General features: G+C 65.7%; 19 protein-coding genes and 1 pseudogene. 9 read left to right on the top strand and 11 right to left on the bottom strand.

What is annotated here, in order from left to right; genetic code table 11:
- Positions 1-670: 670 nt before the first annotated feature.
- The 6 genes from AC1MB9_RS14790 to AC1MB9_RS14815 form a co-directional block, all read right to left on the bottom strand.
- Positions 671-1,663 (bottom strand): D-alanine--D-alanine ligase family protein, encoded by a 993-nt coding sequence (locus tag AC1MB9_RS14790; protein ID WP_479962681.1) that lies wholly within the window; start codon positions 1,661-1,663, stop codon positions 671-673.
- An 84-nt stretch (positions 1,664-1,747) separates the two neighbouring features.
- Positions 1,748-3,067: an aminotransferase-like domain-containing protein gene (locus AC1MB9_RS14795; protein ID WP_479962682.1), complete on the bottom strand. Its 1,320-nt coding sequence runs from the start codon at positions 3,065-3,067 to the stop codon at positions 1,748-1,750.
- A 122-nt stretch (positions 3,068-3,189) separates the two neighbouring features.
- Positions 3,190-3,513, bottom strand: a complete 324-nt coding sequence (gene trxA, locus AC1MB9_RS14800; RefSeq protein WP_479962683.1) for a thioredoxin — start codon at positions 3,511-3,513, stop codon at positions 3,190-3,192.
- A 10-nt stretch (positions 3,514-3,523) separates the two neighbouring features.
- Positions 3,524-4,498 carry a thioredoxin-disulfide reductase gene (gene trxB, locus AC1MB9_RS14805; RefSeq protein ID WP_479962684.1) on the bottom strand — a complete coding sequence of 325 codons (975 nt, stop codon included), beginning with the start codon at positions 4,496-4,498 and terminating at the stop codon, positions 3,524-3,526.
- Between the two features lie 202 nt (positions 4,499-4,700).
- Entirely contained in the window at positions 4,701-6,323 is a 1,623-nt protein-coding gene (gene murJ / locus AC1MB9_RS14810; RefSeq protein WP_479962685.1) for a murein biosynthesis integral membrane protein MurJ, read from the bottom strand.
- Entirely contained in the window at positions 6,320-8,530 is a 2,211-nt protein-coding gene (locus AC1MB9_RS14815; protein WP_479962686.1) for a DUF6049 family protein, read from the bottom strand. Before AC1MB9_RS14815 ends, murJ begins: the two co-directional genes overlap by 4 nt.
- A 91-nt stretch (positions 8,531-8,621) precedes the next feature.
- Here AC1MB9_RS14815 and AC1MB9_RS14820 point away from each other — a divergent pair, with 91 nt between their 5' ends.
- The 7 genes and pseudogenes from AC1MB9_RS14820 (at position 8,622) to allB (ending at position 15,510) form a co-directional block, all read left to right on the top strand.
- Positions 8,622-10,070, top strand: a complete 1,449-nt coding sequence (locus AC1MB9_RS14820) for a CCA tRNA nucleotidyltransferase (protein WP_479962687.1) — start codon at positions 8,622-8,624, stop codon at positions 10,068-10,070.
- A 266-nt stretch (positions 10,071-10,336) separates the two neighbouring features.
- Positions 10,337-10,705 (top strand): annotated as a pseudogene (rpsF, locus tag AC1MB9_RS14825) (30S ribosomal protein S6); the annotation flags it as partial.
- 294 nt (positions 10,706-10,999) lie between these two features.
- The gene (locus AC1MB9_RS14830; RefSeq protein ID WP_479962688.1) at positions 11,000-11,512 is read left to right on the top strand and encodes a single-stranded DNA-binding protein; all 513 of its coding nucleotides are present in this window, start codon (positions 11,000-11,002) and stop codon (positions 11,510-11,512) included.
- Between the two features lie 48 nt (positions 11,513-11,560).
- Positions 11,561-11,824, top strand: a complete 264-nt coding sequence (rpsR, locus tag AC1MB9_RS14835) for a 30S ribosomal protein S18 (RefSeq protein ID WP_035835236.1) — start codon at positions 11,561-11,563, stop codon at positions 11,822-11,824.
- Between the two features lie 11 nt (positions 11,825-11,835).
- Complete coding sequence (rplI, locus tag AC1MB9_RS14840) at positions 11,836-12,285, top strand: 50S ribosomal protein L9 (protein WP_479962689.1); 450 nt, start codon at positions 11,836-11,838, stop codon at positions 12,283-12,285.
- A gap of 414 nt (positions 12,286-12,699) precedes the next feature.
- Positions 12,700-14,073 (top strand): replicative DNA helicase, encoded by a 1,374-nt coding sequence (gene dnaB, locus AC1MB9_RS14845; protein WP_479962690.1) that lies wholly within the window; start codon positions 12,700-12,702, stop codon positions 14,071-14,073.
- Positions 14,074-14,142: 69 nt separating this feature from the next.
- The gene (gene allB, locus AC1MB9_RS14850; RefSeq protein ID WP_479962691.1) at positions 14,143-15,510 is read left to right on the top strand and encodes an allantoinase AllB; all 1,368 of its coding nucleotides are present in this window, start codon (positions 14,143-14,145) and stop codon (positions 15,508-15,510) included.
- A 15-nt stretch (positions 15,511-15,525) separates the two neighbouring features.
- Here the strand turns inward: allB and xdhC are convergent, their stop codons facing one another.
- The 4 genes from xdhC to AC1MB9_RS14870 all read right to left on the bottom strand — a co-directional run bounded on the left by xdhC (position 15,526) and on the right by AC1MB9_RS14870 (position 20,826).
- Positions 15,526-16,347 (bottom strand): xanthine dehydrogenase accessory protein XdhC, encoded by an 822-nt coding sequence (xdhC, locus tag AC1MB9_RS14855; protein ID WP_479962692.1) that lies wholly within the window; start codon positions 16,345-16,347, stop codon positions 15,526-15,528.
- Between the two features lies 1 nt (position 16,348).
- Entirely contained in the window at positions 16,349-18,724 is a 2,376-nt protein-coding gene (gene xdhB / locus AC1MB9_RS14860; RefSeq protein WP_479962693.1) for a xanthine dehydrogenase molybdopterin binding subunit, read from the bottom strand.
- Entirely contained in the window at positions 18,721-20,202 is a 1,482-nt protein-coding gene (locus AC1MB9_RS14865) for a xanthine dehydrogenase small subunit (RefSeq protein ID WP_479962694.1), read from the bottom strand. Before AC1MB9_RS14865 ends, xdhB begins: the two co-directional genes overlap by 4 nt.
- Before the next feature lie 144 nt (positions 20,203-20,346).
- Positions 20,347-20,826, bottom strand: coding sequence for a nucleoside deaminase (locus AC1MB9_RS14870; RefSeq protein WP_479962695.1), 480 nt, complete (start codon positions 20,824-20,826; stop codon positions 20,347-20,349).
- A gap of 359 nt (positions 20,827-21,185) precedes the next feature.
- On the opposite strand from AC1MB9_RS14870, the gene uraH reads away from it, so the two are divergent.
- Together uraH and pucL are read left to right on the top strand one after the other, a co-directional pair.
- Positions 21,186-21,524, top strand: a complete 339-nt coding sequence (uraH, locus tag AC1MB9_RS14875) for a hydroxyisourate hydrolase (protein WP_479962696.1) — start codon at positions 21,186-21,188, stop codon at positions 21,522-21,524.
- A 1-nt stretch (position 21,525) separates the two neighbouring features.
- Positions 21,526-22,428: a factor-independent urate hydroxylase gene (gene pucL / locus AC1MB9_RS14880; RefSeq protein ID WP_479962697.1), complete on the top strand. Its 903-nt coding sequence runs from the start codon at positions 21,526-21,528 to the stop codon at positions 22,426-22,428.
- Between the two features lie 26 nt (positions 22,429-22,454).
- On the opposite strand, the gene AC1MB9_RS14885 is transcribed toward pucL, so the two are convergent.
- The gene (locus AC1MB9_RS14885) at positions 22,455-23,273 is read right to left on the bottom strand and encodes a bifunctional allantoicase/(S)-ureidoglycine aminohydrolase (RefSeq protein WP_479962698.1); all 819 of its coding nucleotides are present in this window, start codon (positions 23,271-23,273) and stop codon (positions 22,455-22,457) included.
- Position 23,274 lies beyond the last annotated feature (1 nt).

Consider the following 23,274-nt stretch of genomic DNA (forward strand, 5'->3'; position numbering starts at 1 on the left):
CCGTCCGGGGAAGCGGGGGGAGAGTTTCACGTGAAACAGTGGCACGGGAACATTGGTCGCTTCGCCCTGATCCCCTTAGCCACCGTCCTGCGTGGAGCGCTCCTCCGGACTGTTGGGAGGCGAGAACTGTACACAGCAAGCCGCGGCGACTGCGGGCCCGAACAGCGTGGGCGTGCGTCCGGGTGGTAAAGACCACGCCCAGTGAGGCTGCCGGTGCGGCCGTCGGCTGTGTCGATGCCCAGGGTGCCTTGATGGGTGCGGTGGTCGGTTCGGTCGAGAATGCACTGCAGAGAGAGGCTGGTGTGCCGTGCGACGCCGGCACACGACTGGGTGTGATCTCGACAGGCTCGATCAGCGTGGGGGTGTGGGCGCTTGGCGCCTGCGCTGTGCGCGGTGACCGGGTGTATTCGGCAGACCTGCGTGGAGGCGACTCGTGCGTTGGTCGAGCTTGTCGAGACCGTCTAGTAGATCGAGGTGCGGCGGCGGTACACAGGTGGGTGTGATCTTGACAGGCTCGATCAGCGTGGGGGTGACGTGGGGGTGACGTGGGGGTGACGTGGGGGTGACGCGGGGGTGACGCGGGGGAGGGGTGAAGGGGCCCGATCAGCCGGTTTCACGTGAAACATACTGTCGGGGCTCACGGCCGCCGACAGGACGGAGTTGAGTGCTGCTAGGAAGCGTCAGCCATGGCGACACGCGCCAGGGCCGTGTAGACGGCGCCGAGTGTCTGTCCGGACGCCTCAATCGCCTGGGGAACCAGCGACGTCTCCGTCAATCCGGGGCAGACGTTCGCTTCCAGGAACCAGGGCGTCCCCTCGGCATCCACGATGAGGTCAATGCGAGAGATATGACGCAAACCCAGGAGCTTGTGAATGGCGACGGCGGTGGCGCTCACACGCTCCGCAACATCGGCGGGGATGCGCGCAGGCGTGTAAAAGTCCGTTTCGCCGGCGTTGTAGCGCGCCTCGAAGCTGTAGACGCCACTGACCGGCACAATTTCGACCGCAGGAAGCGCCTCAGGGCCGTGAATACCGTCCACAACGGCCACAGCAAGCTCTGTGCCCTCCACCTGCGACTCAACGAGCGCGACATCGGCGTAGGTGTAGGCATCCACCATTGCGCGCGGCAGGGCGCCTGCGGCGGCCACGATGGTGACACCCTGCGCGGAGCCGCCCTGAGCGGGCTTCACGACCACCGGAGGGTTGAGGGCGCCCAGCAGGTGCTCGAGCACGCTGGATGCACCCAGATCCCGGAATGTCTCCTTGGATAGAGCAATCGACGAAGGGGTGTCGTATCCGGCCCGACGAACAAGCTCCTTCGCGACGGGCTTCGACCAGGCCAGGGCCGAGGCCTCGCCGCGTGAGCCCACATAGGGAATCCCCGTCGTGCCGAGGAGCGAGCGTAGGGCGCCGTCTTCGCCCGTGGCTCCGTGCAGGGCCGGCCAGATCACATCCGGGCGGCGCTCGGCCAACTCAGCCAACAGGCCGGCGCCCGGATCGAGGACCGTGACGCGGTGGCCCATTCCGGTGAGCGCATCGGCCACGCGCCGTCCGGAGCGCATGGACACATCGCGTTCATGCGAAATCCCGCCGGCGAGAACAACAATGTCCAGTGTGGGGGCGGTCTCGGTGACGGTTGCGTCCGATGCAGTTTTTTCACTCATGATCAGGCCTTTTCCCTCGGTTGTTGTTCACGGTAGTCACTGAGGACCCGGGAACTGGGTTGCGAAGCTGGTAGTGACGCTGGATTACGAAATGTTCGGCGGGCCAGCGGCGAAGCGCTGCCCGTCGTGCTGCGGGTTCAGGGACCCGGTGCCGGCGAACGTGTCGAGCAGGTCCAGCTCACCTCGGATGACCGTGGCCAGGCGCCGAATTCCGATCCGAATGTTTTCGGGGGTCGGGTAGCAGAACGACAGGCGCATGTTCTGCCGCCCGGCCCCGTCGGCGAAGAACGCCGTGCCGGGTGTGTAGGCCACGAGCTCCTTCACCGCCCGGGGAAGCATGGCCTTGGAATCGAGTCGGTCCGGCAGAGTGACCCATACGTAGAAGCCACCATTCGGGTTCGTCCACGTGAGTTCGGGCAGATATTCCTGCAGGGCGTCCAGCATCGCATTCTTGCGTTCGTGGTACACGCCTCGGAAGGTGTTGATCTGACCCTTCCAATCGGCGGTCGACAGGTACTCGGAGATGATGAGCTGGGTAAACGAACTGGGGGAGAGCACGGCGGCCTCGTTGGCCAGAACGAGTTTCTCGCGGATGGCGTGCGGGGCGAGGGCCCAGCCGACACGAAACCCCGGGGCCAGGGTCTTGGAGAACGTACCCAGGTAGACGACACCGTCGCGCTCGACCGAGCGGATGGCATCCGGCGCCGGGCGGTCAAAGTACAGCAGCCCATACGGGTTGTCCTCGAGCACCAGAATATTATTGGAGCGACAGATTTCGAGAATCTCGAGACGTCGCGCCCAGGAGAGCGTGACTCCGGCAGGATTGTGAAAGCTGGGAATCGTATACAAAAACTTGATTGTGCGGCCCGCGGCCTTCAAACGCGCAATATGCTCCCGCAGTGCTTCCGGGATCATGCCGTCGGCGTCCATGGGGATATGGTCGACATCGGCCTGATACGAGCGAAAGATGACCATGGCGGTCACGTAGCTGGGACCCTCGGACAGAACCACGTCACCGGGATTCAGAAAGAGCTTGCTGACCAGTTCGAGGGCGTGCTGAGACCCGGTCGTCACGACGACGTCGTCGGCGTTCGCACGGATGCCTTCGAGGGCCATGACCTCGGTGATCTGCTCCCGGAGAATGGGAACTCCCTGACCAGAGCCATATTGCAGGGCCGTGGGACCCTGCTTGGTCATGACGCGAGACATGGCATCGGTGACGAGATCGTTCGGCAGCGCGGCCACGTACGGCATGCCGCCGGCGAGGGAAACAACCTCGGGACGACTGGCCACGGCGAAGAGTGCCCGCACTTCGGAGGCCTTGAGCCCGGCGGCTCGTTCGGCGTAGTGGTGGTACCACGGGTCGAGATTGTTGCCGGCTTGGAGAGGGCCTTGTGTAGTCACGTCACGTCCGATCTGTTCAAGCCTTAATCGTATGGGGTGCGAGAGGGGTCCCGGGGACACGCTGCATGCATGAAAAAACCCGCCCGGCGTGAGCCGGGCGGGTCAATCAGGTGACGGGGTGACTACGCGAGGTAGTCGGCCAGGTCTGCTTCGAGCGCAGGCTTCGGCTTGGCGCCGATGACGGTCTTGACGACCTCACCCTTCTGGAAGACCTTCATGGCAGGAATCGACGTGATCTGGTACTTGGCAGCGAGTGCCGGGTGGTCGTCCACGTTGAGCTTGACGATGTCGAGCTTGTCGGAGTTCTCCGACGCGATCTGGTCGAGGATCGGGCTGACGGCGCGGCAGGGGCCACACCATTCGGCCCAGAAGTCCACCAGGACGGTCTTCTCGTTGTTGATGACTTCCTGATCGAAGTTGGCCTCGGTTACGGCGCGTGCAGTCATGTGGTTCTCCTTAGTTGGTAGCTGTTGCGAGTTCGGTGTCGCCGGCCGTGGCCAGCAAGTCTTGGGGGAGGGTGCTCAGGTAGTGTTCCGCGTCGAGCGCGGCCGCACAACCTGATCCGGCAGCCGTGACGGCCTGACGGTAGCTGGAGTCGATGACGTCGCCGGCGGCGAAGACGCCGGTCTGGCTCGTTTTCGACGAACGGCCGGCGACCGCGATGGTGCCTTCCGTGGTGAGGTCCAGCTGGCCGTGGATCAGATGCGTGCGCGGGTCGTTTCCGATCGCAATGAACACGCCGCCGAGCGGCAGGCTCGTCTCGGATCCGGAGACGGTGTCCCGAAGAGTCAGTCCATCGACGGCCTCATCGCCGGTGATGCCGACGACTTCCGAGTTCCAGATGAATTCGATCTTCTCATTCGCGAACGCGCGCTCCTGCATGATCTTGGATGCGCGCAGCTCACTCTTGCGGTGAATGACGTACACCTTCTCAGCGAACCGGGTGAGGAACGTGGCCTCCTCCATGGCGGAATCTCCGCCTCCGACGACGGCGATGGTCTTGCCCTTGAAGAAGAATCCGTCGCACGTGGCGCACCAGGACACTCCACGACCCGACAGGCGCTCTTCGTCGGTCAGGCCGAGCTTGCGGTACGCCGAACCCGTGGCGAAGACCACGGACAGTGCCTCATGGGTCTCGCCGGAGCCGAGCGTGATCGACTTGACCGCGCCGGTGAGGTCGAGGGATTCGACGTCGTCGTAGACAACCTCGGTCCCAAACCGCTCCGCCTGCTCCTGCATCTTGGTCATGAGTTCGGGCCCCTGCACGCCATCCGGGAAACCCGGGAAGTTTTCGACCTCGGTCGTGTTCATCAGCTCGCCGCCGGCCTCCACGGAGCTCGCGATGAGCAGCGGCTTCAGGTTGGCTCGAGCGGCGTAGATGGCGGCCGTGTAGCCGGCCGGCCCCGAACCGATGATGATGATTTGGCGCACGCGCACTCTCCTAGCGGTCGGTGAAAAAATCTGAAGGAATGTGGGCCCGCTTGGCCCATTGCCCGGTACAACACATCCTAATCGGCAGGTATTCCAGTACCTGAGTGCTGCTACGTCTGCACGGCGAGCACACGGCAACCGGCCGACCGTCTAGCTCGCGAGCCGCAGACGGCTACTGGGCCACCGGGCGAGTCGGCGCGCGCTAGCGGCGCAGGCGAGCCCGGAGCGGCGTGAGGAACGCACTCAGCTCTGCGCTGCGCATCAGGAGCAGCATCCCCAGGTACGACGCGGCCATCACCGTACCGATAATGAGCATCGTCAGGATGGCTGTCCCGCGATTGAGAACGGCGAATCCGTCTTCCGTCGTGCCGCCCAGCAGGAACAACAGGGTCAGGCCGAGAATCACCGGGAGCACGGCCGCGGCGAGGTACTTCACCAGACTGCGGGTGATGCGGCGGCCGTCGATTCCGCCGAGTCGCCGCCGCAGCAGCAGGGCGGCCAGCGCCGCCTGCAGAGCGCCCGAGATCGTAATCACGAGCGCAATGCCGACCGCGATCCACTCATCGGGCAGGAACGCGCATCCCAAGACGCCGATGATGAGGATGGTGACCTGGAACAGGGTGAAGAAGAAGGGGGTGCGCGTGTCCCCGAGCGCGTAGAACGTGCGCTGCAGAACGAACAGCACACAGAACGGGACGAGTCCCAAAATGAAGGCGATGATCACGTTGCCGATGCCCTGCACCTGGTCGTAGGGCTGCACGAAGACCCGGGCGAAGGGGTAGGCGCACACGCCGATCACCAGGGTGGCCAGCATGATCAACAGGGCCGTGCCGCGAATCGCGCTGGAGGCATCCGTTTTCACGAGGGCGAGCTTGCCGAGCGAGGCATGCTCGCTCATCCGCGTGAAGTACGCCGTAGCCACAGACACGGTGATGACCGAATGCGGCAGCATGAAGATGAGCCAGGCCGTGGTGAGCACGGCCACGGATGCCTTGTCACCGGCGAGCGTGACGACCTGCGTCTCGATGATCCCGGCGGTGGTGGTGAGCAACAGCATCCCGAAGGTCCAGCCCGCCATCTTGCCGGCCGCGCCGAGACCCACTCCGCGAAAGCGGAAATCCGGTCGGAAGCGCAGTCCGATGCGGTGCCAGAAATAGAACAAGACCACGGCCTGAGCGACGACCCCGAGCGTGGCGCTGCCCGCGAGCACGGCGATCATGGCGGCGGTGAGTTCACCGGCCGAGCGGAGGCCGTTCGGATCGGCGCCGTACAGCGCGCCGAAGACGAGCAGGCCGGCGATGGCCACCACGTTGTTGAGCACGGGAACCCAGGTGAACGGGCCGAAGGACCGACGTGCGTTGAGCACCTCGCCGAGCAGGGTGTAAAGGCCGTAGAAGAACATTTGCGGCACGCACCAGTACGCGAAGGCGATCGCGAGCTGCAGCTGGTCGGGCGGCAGGTTCACGCCGATGATCCCGGTGATGAACGGCACGAGCAGGGTGGCTGCGATTGTCGCCACGGCCAGTACGAGCAGGGCCAGGGTGAGGAGCTTGTTGATGTAGCCCGTTCCACCGTCGGTGTGCAGGCTGGCCCGCACAATCTGGGGCACGAGCACCGCGGTGAGGATTCCGCCCGCAACGATGACGTACACCGTGTTCGGCAGCTGGTTGGCGATGGCAAAGGTGTTGGCGCTCGCCCCGAACTGTCCGATGATGCCCGCGAGCACGATGAGCTTTATGAATCCGAGGATCCGGGACACGATCGTGCCGGAGGCGAGGAACGCGCTCGCCCGGCCGATGCCGCCGGACGTGGCCGTGTCAGTCATTCGTTCTCGCGAATGGTGGACGCCTCGGCGGGGGTCTCCTCGAGCTGGTCGGTGTCGGCGCGCACTGGGTCTCCTTGACGTTCCTTGCGGCGGCGCACGATGTTGCGCCAGATTCCGAATCCGAAGAACAGGAACGCGATGGATGCGACGACCCACGCCCCGATCCCTTCCCAATCGGCATGCACATTCACGGCGATAACAGCCGGTTCTCCGATCGCGACCCCGTTTGGTGAGTACATGGTGACGCGCAGGGCGACTTCCCCATTTCCGACGGCGGCGGTGACCGGGACCGTGATGGTCAACGCCGAATTCGCGTTGATCGTGGCGTCAATGTCGCTTTCGACGAGCAGGCGTCCATTCGAGGGGACCACTTGCACGCGTACGGTCACGGTCTGGTTCAGCTCGTTCCGCAGGGTGATGGGAAAATCCACCTTGTCGGCGGCCACATTGATGGGACCGCGGGTGGTGACAGCCACGGACGTGAGAATTCCGGCCGATTTGGTCAGGCTCGCCTGCACGTTCTCCACCCAGAGGCCGGGCTGCGCGGTCCAGCCGGGGGACAGTAGCGCGAGCAGGTTGAGGCGCTGCGGGGCGGTCACCGTGAGTGCGTCTTCCACGGATGCCGCGAACGCTCTCACCTGCACTTCGGCGTCGCGGAGCTGGCGAACCAGGTCCACGCGGTCGGCGGATTCAGTCTGGCCGCGGAATGAGATGGTGTCCGCGACGGGCGCGCTGAGCGCGTTGGCGAGTGTCGCCGGTGTTGCCCACTGAACGCCGGCGAGGGCGTCGAGGGTTGCGCCGAGCCGGCTGTCGGCGGATGAGGCGCCATGATCGAGGGTCGCGAGCAGGGTGCGCGGGCTGCGGATGTCCTCGGCGGAGACGATGGCGAGCAGGGACCGCGCCTCGGCGACGGCCTCTCGCCAACGGGCATCCGTCGGCGCCTGGGCGGCCGCGTTAATGGCATCGCTCACGGCCTGGTCGGCGACGAGGCCGCGCCCGTCATCGTGAGCGAAGACGCTGTTGGGGGTGAAGGAATCGGACTGCCGAGTGTTTCCACTCGAGAGAATGGTGGTGGTGAGGCCGTTCGCCGTGAAGGTGGCCAGGTCCGCTCGCGCCACGCTGTTCTCGCGGGGCCACACGATGTCGGTCGCCGTGTAATTCCAGGCCAACAGTTCGGCACTCGTGGGGATCCGACCGGCGACCGGCTCGTCTGTCACCCGCGTTGTGGGCGACGTGGACTCAGGGGGCGACGTGAAGTTGGCGGGATCGATGAGAGCCTCGAAGGAGAGCGGTTCCAGAAGTGTTTCTGCGCCGGATTGCGTCTCGAGCGACGCATCGGAATTCGCATACCGTAACGGGAATATATCGTTTGTGGCCGTGGAAAGTCGGTCGAGCCAGGCGATGGCGCTCGGCGGTGCGGCGTTTCCGAGCAGACGAATCGACACGATGATGCGCGGGTCGAGTGCGAGGGCGACCGGCCGGTCGAAAACGGCATCAAGCTGGGTCGTGAGCATCCCGGACGGAGCCGTAAACGCCTGCAAATCGTCGGCGGGCAGCAGGCCGGATGACGTCTCCGGGGTTGTGATTCGAGCCACCGTGGCGAGGGCGACCGGTGTCACGATGTCGCCGAGATCCCACACGAAGGTGCCGCGCCCCCAAGCCGTCGCGTCACCGACGGTGAACTGGGCGGCCACGCCGCGGGCGCCCCACGCATTGCTGACGTCGAGTCCGATGTTGGCTGCCGGCACAACGATGGGCAGGGTCAGGGTAGCCCCCGCCGCAATCGGCGCGGTTGTCGGCGTAGCCAACAGCAGGTCCCCGCTGTTGGCGCCGTGGTCCGGACGAAGCCAGTTCTCCAAAGCTGCCCGACTGGTCAGGGCGCGTTCCGCGAGCGACACATCGACGGTGCCGATCCCCACCGCCGCACTCGTCCCGTTCTGTACCGTCACGGTCAACGCCAGATCCTCGCCGGGGTGCAGTGACGGTGACGCGGTCGGGGTAACCGTGACCGACACAGCGTCCGACCCGTTCGTTTCCGTGGGCGCGGTCGTTCCGCTCACCGCGAGGGCCGGTGCTCCGAGAAAACCGAGCATGGCCGTGACGAGCACGGCTGCCGACAGCCGCCACAAGCGGGCCGGGCGGTGCACCGAACGGCGTCGGTTCGCCGTGGGCACTGGCCGGCGCGCAGGATCACAATCGGCCATCATGTAACGGATTCTACGGCTTGCATGCCGAGAGCACGCTGCGCCGGCGCCGCCAGTCGGTCCCCGCGCACATTCCCAACGGTAATATAGAGCCATGCAGAGTGTCGCGGCAGCCCTCGATCGGCTGGGTGACCTGGCTGCGTCCCCCACAATTTCTCGCTTGGCGAACGTGTTTTCCGTTGCCGGACATGAGCTCGCCCTGGTCGGTGGCCCGGTTCGCGATGCCTTCCTCGACCGGCCGACGCACGATCTCGACTTCACCACGGATGCCACGCCGGACCAGATTCTCAAACTCGTGAAACCGATTTCCGAGGCCCAGTGGGACATCGGTCGCGCCTTCGGCACCATCGGTGCACAGATGAACGGCGAGACCGTAGAAATCACGACCTATCGCGCCGACAGCTACGACGGTGAGACACGCAAGCCGGACGTTGTGTTCGGAACGAGCCTGGAAGACGACCTGCTGCGTCGGGATTTCACGGTCAACTCACTCGCCCTGCGGCTGCCGGCGGTCACGCTGGTGGATCCGTCCGGCGGTATCGACGACCTGCTGGCCGGGGTATTACGGACGCCGTCCACCCCGGAGGTCTCGTTCGGCGACGACCCGTTGCGCATGCTCCGGGCGGCGCGGTTCACCGCCCAGCTCGGCTTCAGGCTCGATCTCGACACGGCGAACGCCATGGATGAGATGAGCGAGAGCATCCGCATCATATCCGCGGAACGCGTGGGGGAGGAGATCTCCAAGCTTCTGCTCGCCGAGAATCCGAGGGCCGGCATCGAGGTGCTCATGCAGTCGGGTCTGGCTCAGATCGTGCTTCCCGAGATTCCGGGGCTCCAACTCGAGACCGACGAGCACCACCACCACAAAGACGTCTACCAGCACACGCTCACGGTGCTGGAGCAGGCCATCGGCTATGAGAAGTCCCGCGGCAAGCTCGATCCGGCCGGAGACCTCATCGTGCGCCTCGCTGCACTGCTGCACGACATCGGCAAGCCGGCCACGCGCAAACTGGAGTCGGGCGGGGTCGTGAGCTTCTACCACCATGATGTTGTCGGAGCCAAGCTGGCCAAGAAGCGGCTGCGCGCCCTGCGCTTCGATAACGACACCATCAGCGCGGTCGCCCGCCTTGTGGAACTGCACCTGCGCTTCTTCGGCTACACAGAGGGCGCCTGGACCGACTCCGCGGTTCGGCGATACGTGCGCGACGCGGGTGACCAACTCGAACGCCTGCATATCCTCACCCGCGCCGATGTGACCACGCGCAATCGCCGCAAGGCCGATGCGCTCGGCTTCGCCTACGACGACCTTGAAGCGCGCATCGCCGACCTCGCCGAGCGGGAAGAGATCGACGCCGTGCGCCCGGACCTTGACGGCGAGCAGATCATGGCCATCCTTGGGGTGAAGCCGGGCCCTGAGGTCGGCGAAGCGTACCGGTATCTGCTCGAACAGCGTCTTGATGACGGACCCATCGGCGCCGATGAGGCCACCCGCCGGCTGTTGGCCTGGTGGTCGGCGCGCGGCCAGGTCCCGCCGACCGGCTAGTCCTCCCCACGGCCGGGGAACGGATGTTCCGCACCGACTCATCACCCGTCGCACCCTGTCCGCGGCGGCCCTGTCACACTCGGCTGCGGCGGGTCGCGCAGGTGAAACGTGGTCAACAGGGGTCGATGGTGGCGAAAGTTGCCGGCTTCCGGTAGTCTGGGCAGGTTGTCTGTGCGCCGGAATCCCGGCCTCCACGTTTAACACATGCAGAACCCTCCTGCTGCAGAAAGTCTGCAGCCGTTTAGTCCGAAGGAGGTGGGTTAGTCATGCATCAGTACGAACTTATGGTTATCCTCGATCCCGAGATCGATGAGCGCACCGTAGCTCCCAGCCTTGACAAGTTCCTCAACGTTGTTCGCAACGATGGCGGAACCATTGACAAGGTTGATGTCTGGGGTCGTCGTCGTCTCGCTTACGAGATCAACAAGAAGACCGAAGGCATCTATGCCGTTGTCGACTTCACCGCGAACGCCGACGCAACGGTCGAGCTCGACCGTCAGCTGAAGCTGTCGGAAGCCGTCATGCGCACCAAGGTGCTCCGCGCCGAAGAGGGCATCGCCCAGGTAATCGTCGCCGGCCAGCTTGCCGCCGAGAAGGCCGCCCGCAAGGCAGCCAACCCGAAGGTAATCGCCGCCAAGGCTGAAGCCGCCGTAGCCGCACAGGCTGCCAAGGTTGCCGCTGCTGCGAAGCCGGTCGTCGAAGCGCCCGCCGCGAAGGCTCCCGCCAAGGACTCGGCCCCGGCCGAGACCGAGGCTGACGTCGCCGCTGCTGCTGCAGCCAAGGCTGAAGCCGCTGCTACGAAGACGGCAGCTAACGTTGCCGCCAACGTCGCCGCACTGGCCGCCAAGATTGCCGCTTCTGCGAAGCCTGCTGCCAAGGTCACCGAGGCTCCGGCCGACGCGACCGACAAGGCAAGCGACAAGTAGACCATGGCCGGCGAGACCGTAATCACCGTGGTGGGCAACCTCACCAGCGATCCGGAACTGCGTTACACGCAGAACGGGCTGGCGGTTGCCAACTTCACCATCGCATCCACTCCGCGCACGTTCGATCGCGCAGCAAACGAGTGGAAAGATGGCGACGCGCTGTTCCTGCGCGCGAGCGTTTGGCGTGAATACGCCGAACACGTGGCCGGTTCACTGACCAAGGGCTCGCGTGTCATCGCCTCCGGGCGTCTCAAGCAGCGTTCGTATGAGACGAAGGAAGGTGAAAAGCGCACGAGCATGGAGCTCGAGATCGACGAAATTGGTCCTTCGCTGCGCTACGCCACCGCCTCGCTCACTCGCGCGCAGTCATCCGGTCCTCGCGGCGGCACTCCCGTCGCGCAGGGCAAGGACGAGCCCTGGGCTCCGACCGCCCCCGCTGCATCCGGCGCACCTGCCGCATCCGGTGGGGACGTCTGGAACAGCCCGGGCAACTTCAGCGACGAGACACCCTTCTAAGCCGAGCCTTGGGCCTGGCTAAAAACTCTTAAGAAAGCAAAGGAAATCATGGCTGGAAAGTCGAGCGGCGACCGCCGCAAGCCGCTCCGCGGTGCTAAGGGTGGCAAGAACGCTGCCCCCGCGAAGTCGATCCGGGTTGGTGTCATCGATTACAAAGATGTCCCCACCCTGCGTAAGTTCATCTCCGAGCGTGGAAAGATTCGCGCGCGTCGTATCACCGGCGTCTCCGTCCAGGAACAGCGCCTCATCGCGCGTGCCGTCAAGAACGCCCGCGAAATGGCTTTGCTGCCCTACGCCGGCTCAGGCCGGTAGGGAGCCCACACATGTCGAAATTGATTCTGACGCATGAGGTTTCTGGCCTCGGTGCACCCGGCGACGTCGTAGACGTCAAAAACGGGTTTGCTCGCAACTACCTCGTCCCGAAGGGCTTCGCAATTGCGTGGACCCGCGGTGGCGAGAAGCAGATCGAGCAGATCAAGGCAGCCCGCGCAGCGCGCGAGCACGCCACCCTCGAAGAGGCACAGGCTCTCAAGGTTGCCCTTGAAGCCGCCAAAATCACGCTGGTCGTCAAGGCCGGCGCCGGTGGGCGTCTCTTCGGTTCCGTCAAGACCTCTGATGTAGCGCACGCCGTTGCAGCAGCCGGACTTGGTGTTGTCGACAAGCGCAAGATCGAGCTGTCCTCGATCAAGCTCACGGGACAGCACAAGGCGACTGTTCGCCTTCGTGACGAACTGAGCGCGACGATCACCCTCGTGGTGGTAGCCGCAAAGTAGCACGACACACCCGGTAGCGGAGCGCCCCCAGTGGGGGTTCTCCGCTACCGGTGGTTAAGGACCCGAATGCATACCCAGTCCGCTGTTCTGTGCACAGGTGAGCATGCTTTTCACCAACATTCAAGTCATGGTTGAGGCTACTTTTCTCACAAGCATGTGGAAACTGTTAATGCCCGGTCAAAAGCGGTTTACTGAAATGTTTTCCAGACTTATCCACAAGTGAGTGCACAGGTTGTGCACACGTATCGCGGCGTTTCGCCCAGATTACTCACAGAGTTATCCACAGGGTCGTTTGTTTGCCGTCCCGCACAGATTTAGTGTGGGCGAGCGCCGAACTTGACGTTGTTGGTGCGTCGGGGCCCGCTGTCACTGGCTTCTGATACACCTGAAAATAAGCGAAGAGAGAGGTGCCGAGTGTCAATTGCACAGTTGGGCCTGGCCACGCCGAAGACCGCGGAGCCACGCCAGACCGAACGCATGCTGCCGCATGACCTCCTGGCGGAGCAGAGCGCCCTCGGCGGCATGATGCTGAGCAAAGATGCCGTGGCCGACGTTGTCGAGACCGTGCGCGGCGGGGACTTCTACGTTCCCAAGCACGAGATTATCTTCGACGCCATCCTCTCGCTCTACGCGCAGGGGGAGCCGACCGATGTCATCACGGTCACCGACGAACTCACCAAGCTCGGCGAGCTGACCCGGGCCGGTGGCGCGGACTACCTGCATACGCTTACGAGCCTCGTCCCCACCGCAGCCAACGCCGGTTTCTACTCCACCATCGTGGCCGAGCGCGCCCTGCTCCGCCGCCTGGTCGAAGCCGGTACCCGCATCGCCCAAATGGGCTACTCCGGCGAGGGCGAGGTGCTCGACCTCGTCAACACCGCCCAGGCCGAGATCTACGCCGTGACGGGCGGCACTCAAACCGAGGACTACGTCCCCTTGACCGACGCCGTCACGGCCGCCATCGAAGAGATCGAGGCCGCCAAGCTCAAGGACGGTCAGATGAGCGGTGTTCCCACCGGCTTCGCCGACATGGATGAGCTCACCAACGGCTTCCACCCGGGTCAGCTGATCATTGTGGCGGCGAGGCCCGCGCTGGGAAAGTCCACCCTCGCCCTCGACTTCGCCCGCGCGGCATCGATCAAGCACGACATGCCCAGCATCTTCTTCTCCCTGGAAATGGGTCGCAGCGAAATCGCGATGCGTCTGCTCGCCGCCGAGGCATCCGTGCCCCTGCAAAGCATGCGCAAGGGAACCGTGGAGGCCAGGGACTGGACCACCATTGCCGCCACGCGCGGCCGCATCAACGACGCGCCCCTCTACATCGACGACAGCCCCAACATGACCCTCGTCGAGATTCGGGCCAAATGTCGCCGGCTCAAGCAGCGCATCGGACTCAAGCTCGTGGTCATCGACTACCTCCAGCTGATGACCAGCGGTAAAAAGGTCGAGTCGCGCCAGCAGGAGGTCAGCGAGTTCTCGCGGGCGCTCAAGCTCATGGCCAAGGAACTTCAGGTTCCCGTGATCGCGCTGTCACAGCTGAACCGTGGCCCTGAGCAGCGCGCCGACAAGATGCCCGCCATCTCCGACCTTCGCGAGTCCGGTTCGCTCGAGCAGGATGCCGACATGGTGATATTGCTGCACCGCGAGAGCGCCTACGAGAAAGACAACCCGCGCGCCGGCGAGGCCGACCTCATCGTCGCCAAGCACCGCAACGGTCCGACGCGCACCGTCACCGTGGCCTTCCACGGCCACTACTCGCGGTTCGCGGACATGGTCGCCGGCGGTTAGGCACCGGCTGCGGGCGCCCTCGTCTGACGGAGGGTGGCCCGGCCGGCGCAAGCCTGCGAGAGTAAGGCCATGACCCCTGAGAACACCCTCCACCCACACCCGGGCGGGTACGACCTCGTGCTGCGTGGCCGGCGGATCCTGACCGAGGCCGGCATCGGGCCGCATGAGGTCGGTGTGCGCGGCGGCGTGATCATGGCCGTCGAACCGCTCGGCGTCGGCCTGACCGCAACCACGGTCATTGAGCTGGACGACGCCGAGACCCTGATTCCGGGACTCGTCGACACCCACGTTCACGTCAACGAACCGGGTCGAACCGAGTGGGAGGGATTCGCATCCGCCACGCGCGCCGCCAGTGCCGGCGGGATCACGACGATCATTGACATGCCCCTCAACAGCATTCCTCCGACGGTGACCGTGGACGCGCTGGAGCTCAAGCGCGGCGTCGCCGCCGGCCAGGTGTTCTGCGACGTGGGTTTCTGGGGAGGTGCAGTGCCGGGCAACCTCGCGGACCTGCATCCGCTGCACCATGCCGGAGTCTTCGGGTTCAAGGCCTTTCTGGTGGATTCCGGCGTGGAGGAGTTTCCACCCCTGTCAGTCGATGAGATGGATGCCGCACTCATGGAGCTGGGAGTCGTCGACTCGATGCTGATCGTGCACGCCGAGGATGCGGGCACGATCAGCGAGGCGCCGCCGGCCCGAGGAGACCACTACGACACATTCCTGGCGTCGAGGCCCCGCGCCGCCGAGAACCTGGCCATCGCCGAGGTGATCGAACACGCCCGCACGACCGGGGCGCGGGCGCATATCCTGCACGTGTCGTCGTCCGATGCTCTGCCGCGTATCGCGGCTGCCAAGCGCGACCACGTTCGACTCACCGTGGAGACCTGTCCGCACTACCTGACGCTCACGGCGGAAGAGATTCCGAACGGGGCCACGGTGTTCAAGTGCTGCCCGCCCATCCGTGAAGCCGCGAACCGCGAGCTGCTCTGGCAGGGACTGCTCGACGGGACCATCGACTGCATCGTCTCGGACCATTCCCCAAGCACGGTCGAGTTGAAGAACCCGGACCGAGGTGACTTCGCTGTGGCGTGGGGCGGGGTCTCGTCACTGCAGCTGGGGCTGCCCGTGATCTGGACCGAGGCGCGCCGGCGCGGTATCGCCCTCGAACAGGTGCTGCGGTGGATGTCCGCGGCGCCGGCCCGAATCGCCGGTCTCGCGCACAAGGGGGCTCTCGCCGTCGGGTACGACGCCGATCTGGTCGTTTTCGCCCCCGACGACACGTTTGTCGTCGACGTGAGTCGGCTGCATCACCGCAACCCGATCACGCCATATGCCGGCCGGACACTCTCGGGCGTCGTGCGCACCACCTTCCTGCGCGGCGTGGCCGTCGACGGGCGCGAACCACGAGGGAGTCTGCTGCGTCGCGGCACGGCGTAGGCGCCGTCACCGGCCTCACCCCGCCGAAGCGGTCGGCCCCTCGCGCCGTTCGAATCGGCGCAGCAGCTCCGCCGCCACGCTCACGGCAATCGCTGCGGGCGCCTTCGACTGGATCTCCCTCATCCCGATGGGCGTGTGGATGCGGCCCAGTTCGGTGTCCGTATGCCCCTCCGCCCGCAGGCGAACCTCAAACCGAGACCACTTCGCGCTCGACCCGATCAGGCCGATCGAACCCAGGATGTGGCTGCGGAGGGCGGTGTCGCACAGCATCATGTCCTCGGCATGATCGTGCGTCATGATCAGCACGTGCGTACCGGGCGGCAGCTCGCTCACCACACTCTCCGGAGCGGGGGTGTGGCGAACGCGCAGCGTGGCCACGTTGCCGTGAAGAACGCTCAACCGGTCCTCGCTGACCATGTTCGCCCGGGAGTCAATGAGGTAAAGCTCAAGGTCGTGACGCGCGAGGATCCGTGCGAGCTCGAGGCCGACGTGGCCGAGGCCGAACACCGCGACGGCCGGCATCACCGGGACTGGCTCCAACAACATCGTGACCTCTCCGCCGCAGCACTGAACCCCGTGTATGGCCGGCGCCTTGTCGCTGAGCTGCATGGTCAGCATGTCCGGTTCGTCAGCATTGCGCGCCAGCATGTCGCGGGCGCGTTCGACGGCCGTCACCTCAAGGTTGCCCCCGCCGACGGTGCCCCAGGTCTCATCGGACGACACCACCATCTTCGCTCCGCCGGCGCGCGGAGCGTGGCCGCGGACCGCGGCGACAGTGACAATCACCCCGGCCTGGCGCGCCGCACGCAGACGCGTGAGGGCGTCCAGCCACTCCATGTCAGGCGTCCGCCAGCGCCGGGGCGAGCACGGTGTCGCGATCGGCCTCCTGACGTGCGCGGTTCAGCGCCCAGTACACGGCCTCCGGCGTTGCTGGTGACGCCAGGTCGACGCTGTGCCCGGGAGCCCCGAAGCTTGCTGCGGCCTGCCGGAGCGCTTCCCGCACGCTGAAGGCGAGCATCAGCGGCGGTTCGCCGACCGCCTTCGAGCCGTAGATCGCGCCGTCCTCGGTCGCACGCTCCAGCAGGGTGACGTTGAAGACCTGCGGCATCTCCGAGAAGCTCGGCAGTTTGTACGTGCTGGCGGACTGCGTGAGGAGGCGCCCCCGGCCCGGGCCGTCGCTTTCGTCCCACCGCAGGTCTTCCAGCGTGAGCCACCCGGCTCCCTGCACGAAGCCCCCTTCTATCTGGCCGATGTCGATCATGGGCGAGAGGGAATCGCCCACATCGTGCACGATGTCGACGCGACGGATCGTGTACGCCCCGGTGAAGCCATCCACCTCGACCTCCGTGGCGGCGGCGCCGTACGCGAAGTACTTGAACGGTTCACCCTGCATCAACTCCGGGTCCCAGTGCAGCCCGGCGGTGCGGTAGAAGCCGGCCGCGAAGAGTTGCACCCGCTGCAGGTAGGCGGCGCCGGCCACTTCGGCGAAGCTGAGAATCGCCGCGTTCGGTTTGCCCAGACCCGTGACCTGACCGTGTGCAAAACGCACGTCCTGGGCGTTCACGCCGATCAGACCGGCCGCGACATCGGCCATGCGTGACCGAATCTGGTCGCACGCGTCCTTCACCGCGCCACCGTTGAGATCGGTGCCGGAGCTCGCCGCAGTCGCCGACGTGTTGGGAACCTTGTCGGTGCGGGTGGGCGCCAGACGAACGGCCTCAAGGGGAATCCCGAGGGCGGTCGCCGCGACCTGGAGCATCTTGGTGTGCAGACCCTGCCCCATTTCGGTGCCGCCGTGGTTGATGAGCACCGACCCGTCCTTGTAGACGTGCACGAGCGCGCCGGCCTGGTTGAACGCCGCAAAATTGAAGGAAATCCCAAACTTGACCGGGGTCATGGCCAGCGCCCGTTTCATATGTGGGTGCGCGGCGTTGAACAGCGCGATCTGGTTGGTGCGGGCCTCAAAATCGCTGGTCGTAGCCACCTGCTCCCACACCGTCTCCAGCCGTTCCGCATGGCGAACCGGCTGACCGTAGGGGGTGGACTGGCCGGGACGGTAGAAGTTCCGCTGCCGCAGCACCGCCGCGGGCAAGCCAAGGGCCGGGGCGCAGCGCCCCAGGATATCTTCGATCACGAACATGCCCTGCGGGCCCCCGAAGCCGCGAAAGGCGGTCTGCGAGGTCTTGTTCGTCTTCGCGATCCGGCCGTGCACGTCAATGTCGGGGATCCAATAGGCATTGTCGACATGGCACAGCGCTCGTCCGAGAACAGGTTCTGACAGGTCCAGGCTCCAGCCGCCATCTGCGGTCAGGGTCGCTTCCAGGCCCAGAATGTGGCCGTCGTCGCTGAAGCCGACCCGCCACGTGACGTGAAACGGATGCCGCTTTCCGGTCATGGTCAGGTCTTGCGTGCGATTCAAGCGCACGCGCACGGGGCGGCCGGTGAGGAGCGCGCCGAGGGCCGCGACGGCGGCGAAGCCGTGCGGCTGCATTTCCTTGCCGCCGAATGCCCCACCCATGCGCAGGTTCTGCACCGTCACGGCGTTGCTGCTCAGGCCCAGGACGTGCGCGACGATCTCCTGGGTTTCCGACGGATGCTGCGTGCTGCTCTGCACGAACACCTGCCCGGCGTCGTCGATCTGGGCCAGGGACGCCTGTGTCTCGAGGTAGAAGTGTTCTTGTCCGCCGAACTCGGTCACGCCCTCGAACACCCGGGGTGCGGCGTCGAGGGCGGCACCGGCGTCACCCCGGTGCACGGTCCGGCTCATTCCCTGGAAGGATTCGGCCAGGATGGCCTCCGGCACGGTCACGATGGACGGCAGTGCGGCGTAGTCGACCTCGACGGCGCCGGCGCCGAGCCGGGCGGCCTCCGCGGTTTCACCGAGAACCCAACACACGGCCTGCCCGAAGAACATCACCTCGGACGGAAACAGCGGTTCGTCGCACTTGATGCCGGCATCGTTGATTCCGGGCACATCGGCCGCGGTGAGTACCCGCACGACGCCCGGCACCAGGAGTGCATTCTCGGTGCGCACACCGATGATGCGCGCGTGCGCGTGGCCCGCCTGCACCGGCCAGGCGGTCAGCACGCCGACCGTGTGCGCGGTGAGATCATCGGTGAACAGGGCCTTGCCCGTGGCGTGTTGCGCGGCACTTTCGTGCGCAATGCTGCGCCCGACGGCCGCGGCCGCCGGGCGGGCAGAGAGACTGCTCATGAGACGACCTCCTGGCCCTCAGCGACATCGCAGTAGAACTTGAGCATGGCCTGCTCGAGCATGGCGCTGCGATAGCGGGCAGTGGCCCGGTGGTCGTCCATCGGCGTGCCCTCCGTGCCGAGAACGCGGGCCGCCGCGGCCGCAGTTTCGCTGATCCACGGCCGGCCGATCAGGGCACGTTCCGTCTTTCGCGCGCGCAGCGGGGTGGCGGCCACTCCACCGAGGCCCACGCGGGCGCCACGAACGACGCCGTTCTGCACGTCGATCGCGACGGCAACGGCAACGCTCGAAATATCGTCGAAGCGGCGCTTGGAGATCTTGTGAAAGACGCACAGCCTGGCAAGTGGCAGCGGGATGCGCACCGCCACGATGAGCTCGCCCGGCCGGAGCACGGTCTCGCGATAGCCGGTGAAATAGTCCTCCAGGGCGACCTCGCGCTGACCCGCGCTGGACGCGAGCACCAGACGGGCGTCCAGGGCGAGCAGCGCCGGGGGACTGTCGCCGATCGGTGAGCCGGTGCCGAGGTTGCCACCGAACGTTGCTCGGTTGCGGATCAGTCGAGAGGCGAATTGGGGGAACATCCCGGCGAGCAGCGGCACCCGGCCGGCCAGGGTCCGTTCCGCCTCCGACAGGGGTACGGCAGCACCGATCCGCACGAAATCCGGTCCGATGTCGATCCCGCGCAGTTCCGTGAGGGCATCGATGGCGATGACGACGGGACTGCGCAGCCCGCGCAGGTTCACGTCGACGCCCCAGTCCGTCGACCCGGCGACCATCACGGCGTCGGGGTGCTCGGCGAGGAGGTCAACGGCCTCGGTCAGTGTGGCCGGCCGGATGAAGGTGCCATCTTGCGCCCTGACGACCGTGGAGGCAGGGCCGGCCGACGGCCGGTCGCGGCGGGAGGCGAGGGCATCGCCGACTTCCGGTTCTCCGAGTGCGTAGGCGGCGTCGCGGATGGGCCGGTATCCGGTGCAGCGGCAGAGATTGCCGCTCAGGGCGTGCAGGTCAAAGCCATTGGGTCCACGTTCACCGCACGCCTCCCCCTGGTCGGTCGCGTCGGTGGGGGCCTCGCTTCCCCGGCCGCGTCGATAGAACTCGGCGGCCATGCTGCAGGCGAAACCAGGCGTGCAGTACCCGCATTGTGACCCCCCACGCTCGGCGAGTTCAACCTGCACCGGATGAAGGGTGCCGGGCGCGGCCAGGCCTTCCGCCGTCACAATCTCCTGTCCATCGAGGGCGGCCAGAGGGAGCAGGCAGGAATTGACCGCCGTCCACGCGGTGCCGCCGGCACCGTCCGCTTGCGCCACCATGATCGCGCAGGCGCCGCATTCTCCTTCCGCACACCCCTCCTTGCTGCCGGAGAGGCCGCCTTCGCGCAGCCATTCCAGCGCAGTGGTGTGCGCGCGGCCACCGACAACGTCCCGAACGTGCCCATTCACCGTGACGCTGAGAGCACCCGTAACGCTCCGCGGTTCCATGGTTTTCCTCACGTGGTCTCCCCTTTGACACCCAGTCACGTACATCTGAGGCGAGCCTAACGCCATCGGCTACTTGGTGCGCCCACCGAACATGAAGCCGACGGCAACGACCCGCCGCGGTCGCACGTTGTCACATGCTGCTGGTCAATACCGGATGCGGGTGGCGGATTCGGTCCACGCCCTGAACGGTTTGAGCGCCGCGCCGCGATCCAGGGCCACGTGAACGATCGGCATGAGGCTGCTCTCGTCGGCGGGGTGGTCGAAGTAGTCGTAGAAGGCTGCGTCGTCGAATCCGGCGTCCGCCGCGTCGTGACGGTCGGCGGCGAAGCGAACGGTGCCGATGCGCGCCCAGAGGGCGGCCGCTCGACACATCGGACAGGGTTCGCAGCTGCTGTAGAGCGTTGCGCCGCTGAGGTCGAAGGTGCCGAGGCCCTGGCAGGCGGCCCGAATGGCGATCACCTCGGCGTGTGCCGTCGGGTCCAGGTTCGCCGTCACCCGGTTCGTGCCCTCAAACACCCTGCCGTCTGCGGAGACCACCAGCGCGCCGAACGGGCCGCCGTCGTTTCGGACGTTGTCGGTGGCCAGCTCGATGGCTTCGGCCAGGGCGAGCGCGTCGTGGTTCATAGCATCCATCAGGGGGGCTTCCTCCGTAGCGGGGAGCCGGATCGCCCACGAAGCAGCGCCGTGAGCCGCATGATCTACCGTGATCCGGCGGGACTGAAACCGACAGTAACAGTCCACGAAAATATCCACTACGTATTTTGGAATAGTTGTTCTGACCAATGAAAAAACGCGGAGGGGTGGCCCCTCGTTGACACCACGTGGCCGATGCGTTTTACTCGTGAATGTGCTGAAATAACAGTTCCACGATACGGAAGCACGGCGCCGTATAGCCCTTACACCGTGGATGCCAGCATTGATCGTAAGGACCAGGCAATGTTGCTTGAACGATTCAACGCGTCCATGCGCTCGGAGATCGACGCATGAGTCGTTCCTGTGTCAGCACCCACATCCTGGACACCGTGTCCGGCCGACCGGCCGCGGGCCTCCGGGTCGACCTCCTCACCGAGCTCGACAGTTGGTCTCCGCTCGCCTCCGGCGTCTCCGACGCCGATGGCCGCGTCAACGCACTCGGACCGGATACGCTGCCGCCCGGAAACTACCGGCTCCAGTTCGCCACCGGGGAGTACTTCGCCGGTCGTGGACTCGCAACCTTCTTTCCCGAGGTCGTCGTGACATTCCGGATCGCCGCGGGCGAGGAGCATTACCACGTACCACTCCTGCTGTCCCCTTTCACATTTTCGACGTACAAGGGGAGCTGACGTGTCGGGCGACGGCCGGATCATCCTCGGATCCAACCAGTTCGGCAAGGCGGAGGTGCGCCTCGTGAAAATCACCCGCGACACCGATCGGCACGAGATCGAAGACCTCAACGTCACGTCGCAATTGCGCGGCGACTTCGAGGCCGCTCATCGGGACGGCGACAACGCCCACGTGGTGGCGACCGACACCCAGAAGAACACCGTCTACGCCCTGGCCCGGCAGGGCGTTGGTTCACCGGAGGCGTTCCTGCTTCGGCTGGCCGAGCACCTGACCTCCAGCTTCGACTGGGTTGATGGCGGGCGCTGGGAAGCCGATTCCTACGCCTGGGACCGGATCCAGGCCGGGGGAACCGACCACCCGCACTCCTTCGTGCGCAATGGCCAGGCGGTGCGCACCGCGGTTGTCGTGCGGGACGGTGCCACGGCACACGTGATCGGGGGGTTGAAGAACCTCACCGTGCTCAAATCGACCGAATCCGGCTTTGTGGGGTTTCCTCGGGACCGGTACACGACCCTTCCCGAAGTGACCGACCGGATCCTGGCCACGGACGTCGCGGCCCGCTGGCGATACAACACGACGGAGCTGGACTTCAACGCGATGTACGCCAGCGTGCAGGCGCTGCTGCTCGAGGCGTTCAGCGAAAAGTATTCGCATGCCCTGCAGCAGACGCTGTTCGAGATGGGCACGAAGGTGCTGGACGCCCACCCCGAAATCGACGAGATCAAGTTCTCCATGCCGAACAAGCATCATTTTCTGGTCGACCTGTCCCCGTTCGGACTCGACAATCCCAACGAAGTCTTCTTCGCCGCCGACCGTCCGTACGGGCTGATTGAGGCGACAGTGCAACGCGACGACGCATCGGATGCGGGCAACGCCTGGGAGGGGATTGCCGGCTTCTGCTGAGCGTGCGCCCGGTCGCCCGGTGCGGCTCACGTGAGGCGGATCTGCCGGTTGACGTCCTTGTAGAGCAGGTAGCGGAAGGCGCCCGGACCGCCGGCGTAGCAGGCCTGCGGGCAGAATGCCCGCAACCACATGAAGTCGCCCGCTTCGACCTCGACCCAGTCTTCGTTGAGTCGATACACGGCCTTGCCCTCGAGCACGAACAGGCCATGCTCCATCACGTGCGTTTCCGCGAACGGGATCGTACCCCCCGGCTGAAACGTGACGATGTTGACGTGCATGTCGTGAGCCAGATCATCCGGATCAACAAAACGGGTCGTCGCCCACGCGTCACGGGTGCCGGGCATGGACCGCGGCGTGACGTCCTGCTCCCGGGTCACAAAGGATGTCGCCCGGTAGCCGGCGAGCGGTTCGTAGGCCTTGCGTATCCACTGGAACGTGGCCGTCTCGGTGTGTGCGGCCGGGTTGCGGAGCGACCAGTCAGATCCCGCGGCGAGGTAGGCGTAGCCTCCCGCTTCCATGTAGTGGTCGTCCCCCGCCAGGGTGAGCGTCAGGGCGCCGCGGGTCACAAAGATCACGCCCTCGACACCGGCCTCGGCCTCGGGGTGGCCGCTGCCGCCGCCGGGGGACACCTCGACGATCAATTGGGAGAAGGTCATGGCAAACCCGGGGATCGGCCTGGCCAGTATCCAGGACCTGGTCTTGTCCCAGCCCGGCAGGTTGCTCGTGACGATGTCGCGGAGGACCCCCTTGGGGATGACCGTGTAGGCCTCTTTGACCACGGCTCGGTCGGTCAACAGCGCGGTCTGCGGCGGAAGACCGCCATCCGGAGAGTAGTAGGCGCTCATG

Source organism: Cryobacterium sp. AP27 (assembly GCF_056680495.1).